14 protein-coding genes and 1 pseudogene are annotated in these 15413 nt (G+C 40.6%); 1 reads left to right on the forward strand and 14 read right to left on the reverse strand.

The window, feature by feature from the left end:
- Positions 1–254: 254 nt before the first annotated feature.
- Entirely contained in the window at positions 255–1004 is a 750-nt protein-coding gene (truA, locus tag HMPREF3108_RS08145) for a tRNA pseudouridine(38-40) synthase TruA (RefSeq protein WP_070494454.1), read from the reverse strand.
- A 101-nt stretch (positions 1005–1105) separates the two neighbouring features.
- Here truA and HMPREF3108_RS08150 point away from each other — a divergent pair, with 101 nt between their 5' ends.
- Positions 1106–1579: an NUDIX hydrolase gene (locus HMPREF3108_RS08150; protein ID WP_070494186.1), complete on the forward strand. Its 474-nt coding sequence runs from the start codon at positions 1106–1108 to the stop codon at positions 1577–1579.
- A 161-nt stretch (positions 1580–1740) separates the two neighbouring features.
- Here the strand turns inward: HMPREF3108_RS08150 and strH are convergent.
- The 13 genes and pseudogenes from strH to HMPREF3108_RS08215 form a co-directional block, all read right to left on the reverse strand.
- Positions 1741–5315, reverse strand: a pseudogene (gene strH, locus HMPREF3108_RS08155) (LPXTG-anchored beta-N-acetylhexosaminidase StrH).
- A 227-nt stretch (positions 5316–5542) separates the two neighbouring features.
- Complete coding sequence (dnaJ, locus tag HMPREF3108_RS08160; RefSeq protein WP_070494188.1) at positions 5543–6676, reverse strand: molecular chaperone DnaJ; 1134 nt, start codon at positions 6674–6676, stop codon at positions 5543–5545.
- A 308-nt stretch (positions 6677–6984) separates the two neighbouring features.
- Entirely contained in the window at positions 6985–7617 is a 633-nt protein-coding gene (locus HMPREF3108_RS08165) for a DJ-1/PfpI family protein (protein ID WP_070494189.1), read from the reverse strand.
- Between the two features lie 61 nt (positions 7618–7678).
- Positions 7679–7897 carry a hypothetical protein gene (locus tag HMPREF3108_RS08170; protein ID WP_003026202.1) on the reverse strand — a complete coding sequence of 73 codons (219 nt, stop codon included), beginning with the start codon at positions 7895–7897 and terminating at the stop codon, positions 7679–7681.
- A 23-nt stretch (positions 7898–7920) separates the two neighbouring features.
- Positions 7921–9744 (reverse strand): molecular chaperone DnaK, encoded by a 1824-nt coding sequence (dnaK, locus tag HMPREF3108_RS08175; protein ID WP_045505634.1) that lies wholly within the window; start codon positions 9742–9744, stop codon positions 7921–7923.
- A 492-nt stretch (positions 9745–10236) separates the two neighbouring features.
- Positions 10237–10770: a nucleotide exchange factor GrpE gene (gene grpE, locus HMPREF3108_RS08180; RefSeq protein WP_070494191.1), complete on the reverse strand. Its 534-nt coding sequence runs from the start codon at positions 10768–10770 to the stop codon at positions 10237–10239.
- 35 nt (positions 10771–10805) lie between these two features.
- Positions 10806–11840, reverse strand: a complete 1035-nt coding sequence (gene hrcA, locus HMPREF3108_RS08185; protein WP_011999912.1) for a heat-inducible transcriptional repressor HrcA — start codon at positions 11838–11840, stop codon at positions 10806–10808.
- 162 nt (positions 11841–12002) lie between these two features.
- Entirely contained in the window at positions 12003–12731 is a 729-nt protein-coding gene (locus HMPREF3108_RS08190) for an ABC transporter permease (protein ID WP_070494192.1), read from the reverse strand.
- Positions 12724–13581, reverse strand: a complete 858-nt coding sequence (locus tag HMPREF3108_RS08195) for an ABC transporter ATP-binding protein (RefSeq protein WP_070494194.1) — start codon at positions 13579–13581, stop codon at positions 12724–12726. Before HMPREF3108_RS08195 ends, HMPREF3108_RS08190 begins: the two co-directional genes overlap by 8 nt.
- A gap of 23 nt (positions 13582–13604) precedes the next feature.
- Positions 13605–14177 (reverse strand): DUF2812 domain-containing protein, encoded by a 573-nt coding sequence (locus HMPREF3108_RS08200; protein ID WP_070494196.1) that lies wholly within the window; start codon positions 14175–14177, stop codon positions 13605–13607.
- The gene (locus HMPREF3108_RS08205; RefSeq protein WP_061411477.1) at positions 14177–14500 is read right to left on the reverse strand and encodes a PadR family transcriptional regulator; all 324 of its coding nucleotides are present in this window, start codon (positions 14498–14500) and stop codon (positions 14177–14179) included. Before HMPREF3108_RS08205 ends, HMPREF3108_RS08200 begins: the two co-directional genes overlap by 1 nt.
- 101 nt (positions 14501–14601) lie before the next feature.
- Complete coding sequence (locus HMPREF3108_RS08210; RefSeq protein WP_045634307.1) at positions 14602–14814, reverse strand: helix-turn-helix transcriptional regulator; 213 nt, start codon at positions 14812–14814, stop codon at positions 14602–14604.
- Positions 14814–15398, reverse strand: a complete 585-nt coding sequence (locus HMPREF3108_RS08215; protein ID WP_070494198.1) for a DUF3796 domain-containing protein — start codon at positions 15396–15398, stop codon at positions 14814–14816. The genes HMPREF3108_RS08210 and HMPREF3108_RS08215 overlap by 1 nt, the downstream gene beginning before the upstream one ends.
- Positions 15399–15413 lie beyond the last annotated feature (15 nt).

Consider the following 15413-nt stretch of genomic DNA (forward strand, 5'->3'; position numbering starts at 1 on the left):
GATGTTTTTTACAATAGATTTTTCCTGAAAAAGCTATTTATTTCTTTAAAAACTACTAAAAAATGGAGAATTTTTCAGCTTTTTTTGTAGAATCGCTAAAAATCGCTCCAAATAGTCACTTCCCACCTATTCCATATGACATTTTAAAGAGACTTCCCAGATAAAAATAAAAATGTATCAGACAAGAATCTTTTAGCCTCTTTTCTAAAAACCTACTCACAATCAAATAAAGCCAAGATACCATTATCTCAGCTTCATTCTTCATATCTAATTTCTTTCAAATAAAGGCCATTGGGACCGGCAGTTGGCCCTGCTAGATGACGGTCTTTCTCCGCTAAAATCCTCTGAATCTGCTCCACTGGCATGCGTTTATTACCAATCTTAAGTAGCGTTCCTACCATATTGCGGATCTGCTTGTAGAGAAAGCCATTGCCAGAAAAGGTAAAGACCAGAAAATTACGCTCTGCATCATAGCGGACCTTGGCCTCAGTAATGTTCCGAACCTTGTCTTCCACACTGGTCCCCGAAGCAGTAAAGCCTGTAAAATCATGCGTCCCCTCTAACTGAGTAATCGCTTCTTCTACCAGACTCAACTCCAAAGGATAAGGATAATGGGTGGCATAATAGCGCATCATAGGATTTTTAGGCCGGCCGATGTCCACCAAAAATTCATAGGTCTTGCTGTGCTTATTGTAGCGAGAATGAAAATCATCCGATACCTGCTCCACACTAATAAAATCAATATCTTCTGGCGTCTGCGTATCCAAGGCAAAACGCAATTTCTCTTCATCCCGCTCTTCTGGTAAATCAAAATGTAGGACTTGTCCCAGAGCGTGAACACCACTGTCTGTTCGACCTGCACCATGAATGACCACAGGCTGGCCTTTGTTAATTCGAGTCAAGGTTTTTTCAATCTCTTCTTGGACACTTCTAGCATGAGGCTGTCTTTGGAAACCAGCAAAGTCATGTCCATCATAGGAAATAATCGCTTTATATCTAGTCATAAGACCTATTGTAGCAGGAAAAGCTAGTAGTAGCAAGAACATTTTCATTATGCCATTATCAACAAAAAAATGATATACTAATTCTAAAAAAGGAGGGAAGAATGTTAGCAGATATCAGCTTTCAAGAAGAACATAGACGTTTCAGATACAAAGCCGCAGCACTTATCATAAAAGAAGGAGCCGTGGCCTTCATGACCAACCCTGACGAAAGCTACTTCTATCCACTCGGAGGTGCTGTTCAGTTGGGAGAATCCTCCCAGGAAGCTGTCAAAAGGGAAATCCAAGAAGAAACCGGTCAAGAATACGAGATTGATCGGCTAGTATTTATCCATGAAAACTTCTTCCGGCAGGAAACAGGACGATTGGCAGGACTAGACTGTCACGAAATTTGCTTTTATTACTTGATGAAACCAAAAGGACAGCAATTCCCTAGTCTTTCAGAAAATGAAACTGTCGAATGGATCCCTTTGGAAGAACTCCAACACCAAACAGCCTATCCTAATTTTCTACCTGAACTGCTCCCTCATATCCATCAAGGAATTCAACACATCATAACTGGAAAACCAGGCGAGTGAAGAAAAAGAACCTAAGCTAGCACCCCCCTTAGAGGGCCTATTCCCCATAATGTCATAAACAAAAAGACGAGGCCAAACTATTTTCTTTGACCTCGTCTTTATTCTTGTCCAAATAATTATTTAAGCCTAGGTTTACACTCGATTTTTAGAACGATAATAAATCATCCTTTCCTTTTCTTGCGTCCACCCAAACCGATCATAGCTAAAGCTGTTCCAAGAAGGGTTATAGGCCAAGCTGAAGTTGTTCCAGTTTGCGGAAGTTTATTGTCCTTAGCCACTGCTTGGGCAGATGGTTGAGATAATTTTTGTTCAGCTATTGGCTGCTTAGTTTGAGTCGGTTTTAGACCCTCTTCTTTCTTACTTACTTGGCTAATAGGTGATGATCCCTTAACAGAAGGAGTAACCAACGGGGCTGGTTGAACCTGCCTTCCACCCATTTTTGCTGAATCTGCTTCTTTTGTCCCAATTTCCACAATTTCAGCTACAGCATCCTTAGAAACGAAACTTTCCACAAGCTTGCTACTACCGTCCCGGGCAGATATTTCAACCAAATTCGTTTTTTCACCTTTGATTCCCACTTGCACAATCTTGCGTTGCCCCTTTTCAAGGTTTGGATTTGCTACTTCTTTTGTCTCAAAGGAAATCTCTTCTGTTTGAATATCAAGATATGGTTTATATTCCACAAGAGCGCGAACTTCTTCCTCATCAGCGCTGCCATTGTAGGTGATTGGCTTGAGATTTTCGCGAGCAACTTTTAGTTTAGCTGCTAGTTTATCCACCTCTTCTTGCTTCATCCGGCTTAATTCCCAATCAACCTCATCTTGAGCTGCTTTTAGAGCTGCAACAGATTCTGGTGTATAGATGGTTAAATCGGTTGGAATTTTAGCAATTTCTTCCTGAATAGGGCCATAATTAGCCTTGAAATAGTCTTTATTATGATCAGCAAAGGCAGTCATTAATTGGAAAATCTCTTCTTCCTTGTATTCAGCTTGCGGTCTATCAGCCCAGATGGCAATCATGCTACCGACTGTTGGAAGGTCTACTTCTGGGTACTTGGTAGAAGCTAGTTGATTAAATGGTGTCTTTTCAGTATTGTCAAGTGCTTTCTGTAAGAAACCACCGCCATCTTCCGGTTTTTGTCCCAAAATGTAGTACCAATCCCCATTGGTATTGAGGAATTTGTAGCCCTTACTTGCTAAATACTGTGGTGATGCCAGGTTATAGCCCCACCAGCCTTTAGACCAATAGGAGATTAAGACATCCTTATCAAACTCAACATCGTCTTTGTCTTCGTAGTAGAAGCCATCGTTGAAGGCCATTGGCTGCAAACCTCTCTCTTTCGCCATAGCAGCTAGAGAGTTGGCATATTCTGCGAACTTACCATAGAGGTTGTAGTATTTCAGATAATACCAACCCTGAGCATTGGTTGCATCATTGGCATATTCATCCGTTCCATAGTTGAAAATTTTGGTTTTGCCTGCAAAGTAATCCATATACTTTCCAATCAAAGCTTTGGTAAAGGACTTGGCTTCTTCATTTTCCAAATCAAGGGTTGTTTTGGATAGTGTATCAAAATAAGCCTGAGGATTTTGAATACCTAGTTTTTCCATAGCGACCAAAAGAGCATCCATATGGCCTGGGCTATTGAGTGCTGGAATAAGGCCTATCCCCTTTCCTTTGGCATAAGCAATCAGCTCATCCATCTCTTTCTGGCTGAGGGCATTTCCATTTGGATCATTGTAGTAAGCCTTGGTACCAGCCAAGATCGCTTCTTTCACTTCATCACTGTGTAGGTTTTACCGTTGGCTTCAACGGTCATGTCATCCAACATGAAACGCATCCCGTCATTTCCAACTAGCAGATGCAAATCTGAATATCCCAATTCACTAGCCTTGTCAATGATTCTCTTTAGCTGATCCAATGAGAAATATTTCCGACCAGCGTCAATAGAAATCACCTTGCTCTTAGCTAATTTTTCTCGTTCAGCTTGGGCATCTAGCACCTTTTGATAATCAGGGGTTGGCTGGAGATGCTCACGGGCTTCTTTTAAGCGAACAACCGCAAGATCAATCTCTTCTTGCTTGCTACGACTAAGATGGCTGTCTAATTCTTTCACAGCTTTTTCAGCTTCCTTAAGACGAGCGATACTTTCTGGTGTATATTTAGAAGCTAAGTCACTTGGGACTGCTGCCAATTCTTTTTCTGCATCTTGATAATTAGCAGCAAAATACTCAGCATTTTGATCAGCAAAGCGACGCATCAACTTATAAAGACGAGATGGGGAAAAACGTGCTGAAGGCTCATCAGCCCATGCAGCCACCATACCACCAATAATTGGAATATCTGCCCCCTCAGACTTAGGAACACTTGTAATCGGTGTAGAAGCAATTCCCTTCAACCCTTGATCTAGATTATACCAACCTTGGCCGTCTGCATTTCGACCTAGAACATAATACCAAGCATCATTGGTATTTAGAATCTTATGCCCTTTTTCAGACAAAAGTTTGGAAGAAGCAACATCATAGCCTCCCCAGCCACCAGTCCAATAAGACACAATAATATCCTTATCAAATTCACCAAAACTTTGATCAGAATTATAGTAAATACCATCATTGAAGGCCATTGGCTTCAGACCATTTCGCTTAACAATTTTAGCTAGATCATTAGCATAAGCGATGAATTTTTCATAGCCCTTTTCTGGGTAACCTTCTCCTGGATAATACTTATCCGCTTGTAAGACTTGCCACCCTTTAGCATTAGTCGCATCATTAGCATATTCATCTAAACCAATATTGAAAATATCCGTCTTACCAGCAAAATATGCAGCATATTTCTCAATCAAGGCTTTTGTGAAATCAACAGCAGGCTGATTATTTAAATCAACTGTTCGAGCAGATTCCTTGCCAAAGTAGTCAAAATTAGGTTTTTTAATTCCCAGCTCCTTCATGGCATTCAGGATCGCATCCATATGGCCCGGGCTATTGATTGTCGGAACAAGACCGATTCCTTGTTGTTTAGCATAATCAATCAAGTCTGTCATTTCAGCTTGTGTTAAGTGATTGCCATTTGGATCATTATAATAATCGTTGGTCCCTTTTTCAATGGCTTTTTTTACATCTTCACTAGAATAGGTCTTACCGCCCACAGTCAATGACATATCATCCAATTGGAAACGCAGTCCATCATTTCCTAACAGTAAATGCATGTCTGTAAAACCATAACGCTTAGTCTTGTCTACAATTTCTTTCAATTGTTCTGGACTAAAATATTTACGACCTGCATCAACTGAAATCATTTTGCGCATGGCAAGTTTTTCATCAACACGGTCTGACTCTTGACCCTTTGGTGCATCAGTAGGTAAGCCAGCTTTCTCCTCAGAATCATTTCTTTTTTCTGCTTCTCCAGTAGCATCTTTTTCAGGGGTCTTGTCTTGCTTAGGAGTATCTGTATTAGATTCTGCTGGAGCAGAAGTTGATGGAGTTGCTTCACTATTGTTTACAGGATTTGCTCCGGACGTTTCCTCTGCTGTAGACTTATCTTGTGCGGGACTAGAGGTTGCCACTTCTTCTGTAGCTTTGGGTTCAGTAGAATCTGCTGGAGCGACAACATTTGACTGCGTAGTTGGAAGCTCTTCTGCCGAAACAACCTGTCCAGCCATAGTGATTCCAATTAGAACAGAAGCCGCTCCAACTGAAAATTTACGAATAGAAAAACGCTGTTCTCTATGAAAGACCATCATAAAATCTCCTTTTTGATAAATAGAAAAACCGATTATGTAAACGGTTTCTTTTTCTTCATTATAGGCTATTACCTCCTTTTCTGCAATGAGCCTTCAGCAAGATTCTATAATTTAATGATAAAGAGATTTAATTCAGATACCTATATTTTAAAGTAGCATTTCCAAAGATCTTAAATCTAAAAAAGAGAGCGAACTACAACTTCAGTCCACTCTCTACCTTTCTTTTATTCCCCATCAAAAGCATCTTTAATATGGTCAAAGAAGCCTTTTTTCTTAGGGTTTACACTGATATTTCCTGCAGCCGCAAAGTCCTTGAGCGCTGCTTTTTGCTTGTCATTCAGTCCCGTTGGGGTCACAACGTTAACAGTAACATACTGGTCGCCCATACCTCCACCACGGAGACTAGGAGCTCCCTTGCCACGCAAGCGGAATCGTTTGCCAGTCTGAGTTCCTTCTGGGATATTGAGCTCAACATCCCCGTGAACGGTTGGAACATCCACACTGTCTCCAAGAGCGGCCTGAACGAAGTTTAGATTGAGCTTGTAGTACATAGTAGATCCATCTCGCTCAAACTTATCACTTGGTTCGACATTGACGACTACATACAAGTCTCCATAAGGGCCACCATTGAAACCTGCTTCTCCTTGGCCTGCTAAGCGAACTTGCTGGCCAGTTTCCACACCTGCTGGGATTTTAACATGGACACTGTGGGCTTGTTTTTCATGTCCTGTTCCATGACAGGTCGTACAAGGTTCCTTAATTTCTTTTCCGCGTCCATGACAGACATCACAGGTCACTTGACGACGCATCATGCCCAGAGGAGTTTGCGTATCTACATTGATGACACCTGAGCCATGACAGCGTCCACAAGTCACTGGACTTGTCCCTGGCTTAGCACCTGATCCGCTACATGTACGACAAGACGCTTCCCGATTGTACTTAATTTCCTTTTCAGTACCAAAAATAGCCTCTTCAAACTTGAGATTTACACGATATTGAAGATCGTCACCCTGACGAGGAGCATTTGGATTTCGCGAAGCACCGCCACCAAAGAAACTTGAGAAGATATCTTCGAAACCACCAAAGCCAGCTCCATCAAAGCCTCCAAAGCCACCTGCGCCACCGCCAAAACCACCATTGGCTCCAGCAGCACCATACTGATCATAGGCCGCTCTTTTCTGCTCGTCACTTAAAGTCTCATAAGCCTCTTGGACCTCTTTGTACTTATCTTCTGCCCCAGGATCTTTATTAATATCTGGGTGATATTTTTTTGATAATTTCCGATAGGCTCTCTTTATTTCATCCTGTGAAGCATTCTTTGAGACACCTAGACGGTCATAATATTCTGTATTGTTCATATAAGATACCAAGACCGTAAAATTCGACTGAAAAATAGGAAATCAGGCGACGGAGCGACGCTCCTAGACAGATTTCTCTTTTTTCTGAGAATTTAGGTCGGGTTCAATTCCTTTCTTTCATATTGAGTCAGAATTTTTAGAACCCGTGTTCAGTTGCGAACACTCTTGTTCCTTTCTATAATGTTTTCGAAACCAACCCTCGATTTAGGTCGGGTTCAGTTCCTTTCTTTTATATTGAATTAGAATTTTTGGAACCCGTGTTCAGTTGCGAACACCCTTGTTCCTTTCTTTAAATTTTAAGAAAATTCTTAGAAGTTGTTTTTTATGCTCTGTTTCATCTCAGCAAATTCTTCTTCTGACAAATTGAATATCAATTCCTCTTCTGAATACTGATTCCGTTCTTTAAAATAGTTGTCAGCATTACCTACCAAGCCTAGACTAAGAAGCACTTTTCTTGCAAACTCTTGGTGTGCAAAGCCGACAGCAGTAATGATATTTTTATCTTGCAGGACAGCTTTAGCTTTGAAATTTTCCCGTGGAAGAAATTCAAAATAGTCAAAGAAGTTTTGCCAAATCCCACCAGTAAATTTCGTGTCCTTCAATAAGCCTGCTTTCGCCAATAAAATGGGCGCTGAGGAAATAGCTGCAATCAAAATCTCTTGCTGATTCAAACTTCTTAGGAAAGAAATCAATTTTTCATCGTGCAAAGCAGGGGCAATATTTATCATCCCTGGCAAAATCACACAAGAATAGTCTTCGATAACTACTTCATCCAGTGTTCTAGTAGGTTGACAGGCTAATCCATCTTCCGACCTTATAACATTTCTATCTGAACCAACATAATCGATTTCAATACCAAAAGATAGAGCTAAAGTACTGGTCAGACCAACTACTTCATAAAGTGAAAAATTAGGATAAATGATACAAAGTGCTTTTTTCATAAGCATCGCCCTCTATCTTACCGAAAAACAGAGGCTGGGTTGCAACCTCTGTTAAAAAAATTTATAGATAGTTTCTCAACCAATCTGGCATTGAATCATCATCAAGACTCCAAGATTCAACCTCATGTTCATCCTCACTCCAGACATTTTCATCGCCATCAAAAAATTTACTGCGAGAACACTTATATTTTACAACTGTATCGCCTTCTAAACGATATTCATTCCAGTAGTAATTCTTTCCGTGTCCCTTCCACTCATTAGTAGTGTAAATAGTTGACATAAACTCCCCTCCTATAAATTATTTTACTTTTCAGTAAACTCTCCGTCTACAACATCATCGCCTGCGTTTCCTGTTGCTTGTGCGCCTTCTGCTCCTGCTTGAGCTTGTTGTGCTGCTGCGGCTTGTTCGTAAAGTTTAACAGCAAGTCCTTGAGCTTTTTCGTTCAAAGCTTCGAGTTTTGCTTTCATTTCGTCCAAGTTGTTGTCTTCTTGCGCTTTCTTAAGGTCATCAAGGGCAGCTTGGGCAGCATCACGTTCTGCATCAAAGCCTTTGCCTTCAGTTTCCTTGATAGTCTTTTCAGTTGCAAAGATTGCTTGGTCAACTTCGTTACGAAGGTCTACTTCTTCCTTACGTTTCTTATCTGCTTCAGCGTTTGCTTCTGCATCTTTCATCATACGGTCGATTTCTTCATCAGTTAAACCTGAGTTAGATTGGATGACAATTGTTTGTTCTTTTTGAGTTCCAAGGTCTTTGGCCTTAACAGACACGATACCGTTCTTGTCAATATCAAATGTTACTTCGATTTGAGGAATTCCACGAGGTGCAGCTGGGATATCTGTCAATTGGAAACGTCCAAGAGTCTTGTTATCTGCTGCCATTGGGCGTTCACCTTGAAGAACGTGGATATCAACGGCTGGTTGGTTGTCCGCTGCTGTTGAGAAGACTTGTGATTTAGATGTTGGAATAGTAGTGTTACGATCGATAAGTTTTGTGAAGACGCCACCCATTGTTTCGATACCAAGTGACAATGGGGTTACGTCAAGAAGGACAACGTCTTTGACATCACCAGTGATCACACCACCTTGGATAGCCGCACCCATGGCAACCACTTCATCAGGGTTCACTGATTTGTTTGGTTCTTTACCAGTTTCAGCCTTAACAGCTTCTACAACAGCTGGGATACGAGTTGATCCACCAACAAGGATGACTTCGTCGATTTCTGACAAGCTCAAGCCTGCATCAGAAAGTGCTTGACGAACTGGAGTTTTTGTACGTTCTACAAGATCACGAGTCAAATCATCAAATTTCGCACGAGTCAGAGTCATTTCCAAGTGAAGAGGACCTGCAGCTCCTGCTGTGATGAACGGCAAGCTGATTTGAGTTGAAGTCACACCTGAAAGGTCTTTCTTAGCTTTTTCAGCTGCATCTTTCAAACGTTGAAGAGCCATCTTGTCAGTTGACAAGTCGATGCCATTTTCCTTCTTAAATTCTGCAACCATGTGGTCGATAATCTTTTGGTCAAAGTCGTCACCACCAAGTTTGTTGTCTCCTGCAGTTGCCAATACATCGAAGACACCGTCACCCAATTCAAGAATAGATACGTCAAATGTACCACCACCAAGGTCAAATACCAAGATTTTTTCTTCTTTGTCAGTCTTGTCTAAACCATAAGCAAGAGCTGCTGCAGTTGGTTCGTTAACGATACGTTCTACTTCAAGACCAGCGATTTTACCAGCGTCTTTAGTCGCTTGACGTTGTGCGTCGTTAAAGTAAGCTGGTACGGTGATAACTGCTTTGGTTACTTTTTCACCAAGATATTCTTCAGCGTAGCCTTTCAAGTATTGAAGAATCATAGCTGAGATTTCTTGTGGAGTGTATTCTTTACCGTTGGCAGAAACTTTTTCAGAAGTACCCATCTTAGATTTGATAGAGATTACTGTATCTGGGTTTGTTACTGCTTGACGTTTTGCAGCATCACCAACGATGATTTCGCCATTTTTAAATGATACTACAGATGGAGTCGTACGATTTCCTTCTGGATTTGCGATGATTTTGCTTTCAGTTCCTTCAAGAACTGCAACTGCTGAGTTTGTTGTACCTAAGTCAATACCGATAATTTTAGACATGTGTTTTTCTCCTTAAGTTTTATATTCTATTTTTGATTTTTCTTAATATTCCCCTTAAGTGGTGGGGACGTGAGCAACTCCCTCCGGGATTTCATCACTTATTTTTGAGCCTATTGTCTCAAAAATCCCCTGTTTCAGTAGCACGGGCTACTGAAACTTTCACCACGGTGGGAAATATCTTCCTTGCAAGCCTCAAACTTGCCTCTTATCTTTCTTCATAGTTTATTGTCATTTCGGACGAGTTTTCTATTATGTAAGTTACGACATGAGAAGTCGAAATGATACGCAGTAGCTGATTGGCAATTCACTTCGAAACTCTCGTGACCAGCCTAATCAGCCTTGCGGGGGTACGTCAACGAAATCACAGATTTATGACTTACCGCCTAATCGAACTCGCCCTAAGCTCTGGGTAAAAAAGATAGATTTCCTTGTGTTCATCGAACACTTCGTCAATCCCCTATTTTTACTGTGAGCTTTTTCGGGCTCTATATCTTAGTTATATACTACCACCATAGCCGGTCTTAGGATGCGGTCATGGAGTTTGTAGCCTTTTTGGAAGACTTGTGCGATGGTATCTGCTGGATGTTCGTCATCAGCTGGCACTGTTTGAATAGCCATGTGATAGTTATGGTCAAATTCTCCATCGGCCGGAATTTCTTCGATGCCCTCTTCTTTGAGAGCATGAACCAAGCTTTCTTGCACCATTTCCAATCCTTTTTTGACATCGTCTGTCAATCCTTCAACAGCAAGAGCACGCTCAAGGTTGTCCAAAGAAGGTAAGATCGCTTTCGCTAAATCTTGACTACGATAGCGTTGCAAGAGCTGACGCTCTTCATTGGCACGGCGTTGGATGTTTTGCATTTCTGCATGAGCACGGAGATATTTATTCTCAAAATCGTCTGCCCGCTCATTTGCTAGTTCTAATTCTGATTTTTCGGGACTTGCTGATTCAGCCTGCTCAGCTGTTTCGACAGTTTCTTTTACTTCTACATCTTCTGGATGTTCTTTATGTTTATGTTTTGCCACAAGGCACCTCCTTTTTAGGAATGATTATACTGTAATTAGTGAACTTCATAGTGATTACTACTGAGGTAGCGATAGAAGTCCGTCAGTTTCATAGTCAAGACACGATTAATCACATTAACCTGGCTGACCACTCGCTGATAGTCGAGATTGACTGGTCCAATGACTGCTAAAATTCCAAATCCTCTGTAAGGAATCAGAAATTTGCTAGAAATAATGGTCAAATCAGACAAGCAACTTTCTCGGCTATCTGCCACGCGCACACTTTGCATCTGATCCTCGGCTAGACTATCTCTAATCTCAAAGGCCACCTTCTGTGAATCATCAAAGAATTGATAGGCCTTCAAATCTGAAAAATTCAACAAGCCAACCTTGCCGGACACAATAACATTCTCTTTGAAAATATCACCGAAGATATGCTCAAACAGATGAATGACATTATCTGTCGTAGTGAAATAGCGCTGGATAATCTGAGGAATTTCCGTCCGAATCTTGTAGTGAATATCCAAGACTGTCTGTCCCAAAAATCGCTCCTGAACCAAAGCTTTAAGCCTATCCAAGTCTTCTCTTAGGAAGTTGCGCGGAATCATAAACTGACTGGTGATAGTATTGGACTCATCTAGAGTGAAGACTGCTAGAGCCGTATGCTGACTGAGTACTACGATATCAAATGCTGTCAAACGTTGCCGACTGGGTTCGACATCCAAGGCAACAACTGTGCAACCACTCAGCTTAGCTAGAAGGTCCGCTGCCTGTTGAAGAATGTCCTCCAAGTTGAAAAACTCATGGTCAAAGGCCTTGATAACCTCATAAAGTTCATTCTCAGCTAGACGATCAAAAGATAGCGAATGCTTGACGAAGTACTGAAAACCAGCAACACTAGGTTTACGACCACTAGATGTATGAGCCTTCTCCAATAGTCCCTGTTTTTCTAGAGCTGCCATATCATTTCGGATAGTAGCACTACTCGAATTGATAGAATCCTGTAAAGCTTTAGATCCTACTGGCTCGTGAGTCTTGGTAAAGATATCAATAATCAAATTTAAAATCTCATTTTGACGCTCCGTTACCACGGTACCACCTCCATTCAAGATCCCTTCTTTGTTAGCACTCGATAACCTCGAGTGCTAACTCATGATTCTATTATACACTCTTCCGAAACAATGTCAAGATAAAAACTCAAAAAATTAGCACTCTTTTTACAAGAGTGCTAAAAATCAGTCTAAAGACCTAGTTTAATCATCCAAGGATTTCATGTGACTCATTAAGTAGAAGGAAAGTCCTGCAAAAAGAAGTAGCCAGAGAACGAGAGCCAAAAGTTCTCCACTCCAAAATTGGAAGTTAGACCAATCTTTCATAAAAATAGTAAAGAGGCCCAAAAAGCTATAACGCAGAACCTTAAATAAATCCTCATTCATATTTGAAAACATAGGAATAAAAGCTACCAAGAGCATAGCCGGAACACTAAGGGATTGAGCCATGACTTGATTTTTACAAAACAGACCAACCATTAAGAAAAAGAAAATTAAGACTAGCAAAGTTAACAAGAGAACCAAACCATAGCTGAATACCTGATTAGAAAGCTTGGCTCCTATCAAAATCGGGGTAATGATGATATAAAAGATCCCAATAATCGTGGGCCAGATTAAAGCGGAGAGAATGTATTGACCCGCTGTCACACCAGCCAAGCGCAAACTTTGCAAATTATGTTTTTCCCTTTCCTCAGCTAAGATGATAATAATGGGTGTCCCAACAGACATGGCTAAAGAGAAGGGCAAAGAAATATTCATTAACAAGGTAGCTAGTCTGTCTGCTCCCAGTTCTTGACCCGCTCCATTCAGTGAAAAAATAAATTTATAAAGAAAAACGAAGAAAACCGGCATGAGAACTTGTAATAGAATACTTTTATTTGCTAATGTCACTTGACCTCTCAGCCAAATCATACCTTTTAATTTATTAGACATTTAAGGTACCTCCTGTCAAAGTGATGAAAACATCTTCTAAAGTTGGTTCGCAAGAATGAATACTGATAACAGTTGACAGATCCATGCCTCCTTGCAATTCCTCAAAGGCCACCGTCTTCGTTGTCAAATCTACATATTCTAAACGAACTTTCTTATCTGTATTGTACTTTTGGATAATCTCATGCGGACTGCCTACTTCGACCAACTTACCCTTATGCAATAAAGCCAAACGATCGCACAAAAGTGTAGCTTCCTGCATATCATGTGTCGTCAGAAAAATAGTTGTTCCCTGAGCTTTTAGTTCCAGTAGCAAGTCATGGATTGTTCGGGAAGTTGACGGGTCCAAACCACTGGTCGGCTCATCCAAAAAGAGCAATTTAGGCTGATTAATCAAGGCACGGACCAATAGCATCCGTTGCTTCATACCTGTAGATAGCTTTTCAGCCACCTTGTTGCGACTATCATAGAGCCCCACTTTTTGAAGAAGCTCATCAACCTTCTTCATATCAACACCAAAGATCATAGCATAGGCCTTGAGATTGTTGTAAAGCGACATCTTCTCATAAAAGCCACTCGTATCACTGACAATCCCAATCTGCTCTAGGACTTCTACCTTTAAATCCTCAACCGTTTCAGATAGCACATGAGCTGTTCCAGCATCTGCCTCTAGCTGCCCAGTCAAGATATTAATAGTCGTTGTTTTTCCTGATCCAGATGGTCCTAGGAAGCCAAAAATCTCTCCTTCTTGAATGGAAAAATCAATTCCTGCCAAGGCTTCTTGTTCTTTGAACTTCTTTTTCAAGCCTTGAACTTCAATAATCGTTTTTTTCATCATTATCCTCGCTTTCATAAAAACAATTGATAAAAAACTTATCAGTCTTTGAGCTCCTGCTTCATTCTCCAGAAACTCAAGCCGATATGAACCAGTTGACCAAATAAAATAAATAACAATATCGTATCTATTAATAAGATACATTTTACTAGCCAATCTACATCTGAACCTTTTTGAGCTACACTTAAAACTAAATAAGTAGCAAAAAACAAAGCTACAAGGGCTGGCAAAAACCGCCATATAAGCAAACGCTTGACCATTTCTAGCTTAGACCAGGCATCATTATAGATCTCAAGGTCACTTTCCGCATCAAGCTGAGAAGCTGGCTTGCGGAAATAGGAAAATTGATTAAAATTTGTAATATGCTCCCAACCACAATCTTTGAATAGTTGATAATAGGAGTCTCGCTCCGCCTTCTTTATAGGACGAAAATCTAACTGATAGGCCATTTCCTGAGGTGAAGTTTTTTCAAAAGTATAACGAACTGCAATTATAAAAGGGGAATAGTTTACTTTTTTCAACTTCCAGCCTTGGCCATGCATCTTTTTTAAATAAGCCGCTTCTCTATCGTAGTCTGCAATGGTAAAGATCCTGTAGACGACTTTCTTTCCCATCAAACATCCTCCTTACTATTCCGGTAAAGGCGTTCAATCCGCTGAATTTCCAAGTTCAAAATCTTCTGCCCAAGATCTGTAATCTGGTAGAGCTTCCTCTTTTCTTCCTCGCGAACAAAGGCAATCAGACCATCCTTTTCCATTTTGGACAAGGTTCCATACATGGTTCCTGGACTAATTGACAACTGACCTTCTGTCAATTCCTTGACTTTTTGAGTAATACTGTAGCCATGCCTTTCTTTCTGGAGACAAAAGAGAATATAGAATCCTGTCTCTGTCATCGGTACATAGACTCGCCTGAGTTTTTCTGTCAATCCACTCATCTTTGCTTCTCCCTTTCACTTCGATATATCGAATCTTGATATATTTATTATATCGCAGTCCGATATAGTTGTCAAGAGTTTATATAGGGATCTTACTTAAATTATTCTTTTAGCTCAAATAGATCCTCTATCTTCAAATCAAAGACTCGTGCAATTTTTAGAGCCATTTCAAGAGAGGGATTGTAACGATTATTTTCTAGATGCAAAATCGTCTCTCGCCTGACACCTATACGCTCTGCCAACTCTTGCTGGGTCATGCCACGAGCCTCACGAGTAGACTTCAAACTTGTAATAAGATTGCTTACTTTCCCCATCATGCCCCTCTACTTTCCAAATACATGAATACAAAATTGAAAAGTAAGACCAGCACCCCTGCTACTATAAAAAAGATACCTCCTGGAATATACAGCTCCTTCATGATCGTTAAAAGCAAGGCTAAGGTTAACAGAACGACTATACTGCTAGCAAATGCTGTCATGGCAGCCTTAGATAAATTTGCATAAAAACGCTCATCTGCTTCTTCATCTGCTTTTCTTAAGATAAAATAACCAAGAAAAATCAGCTGCACTAGAAGACCTAGCGCCATCACTATTTCTTTTAAAAGACCAGCAGATGGCGTACTGAGCCAAATGCCTAGTGTATAGATAGACGAGGCAGATAAAACGAGGATACCATTTAATTTTTCTTTAATAGAGAAAATCTTCCTCTCCCTAACTTCATTTTGTTTGCTTTTTAAAGCACCCCAAGTAGCAAAAAATAGACCAATTCCTGTCCCACAAATCAATATCAACTTTTCCAGCAAGCTAAATCGAACAATCCCAGATAAAACCGCCCAATCTCTCCAAAAGACCAGAATCCACAAAGGTAGTAACAAGACTAACTTTTGACCTTTTTTCATGACAAACCCTCCTGT

Source organism: Streptococcus sp. HMSC10A01 (assembly GCF_001807785.1).
Taxonomy (GTDB): Bacteria; Bacillota; Bacilli; order Lactobacillales; family Streptococcaceae; genus Streptococcus; species Streptococcus gordonii.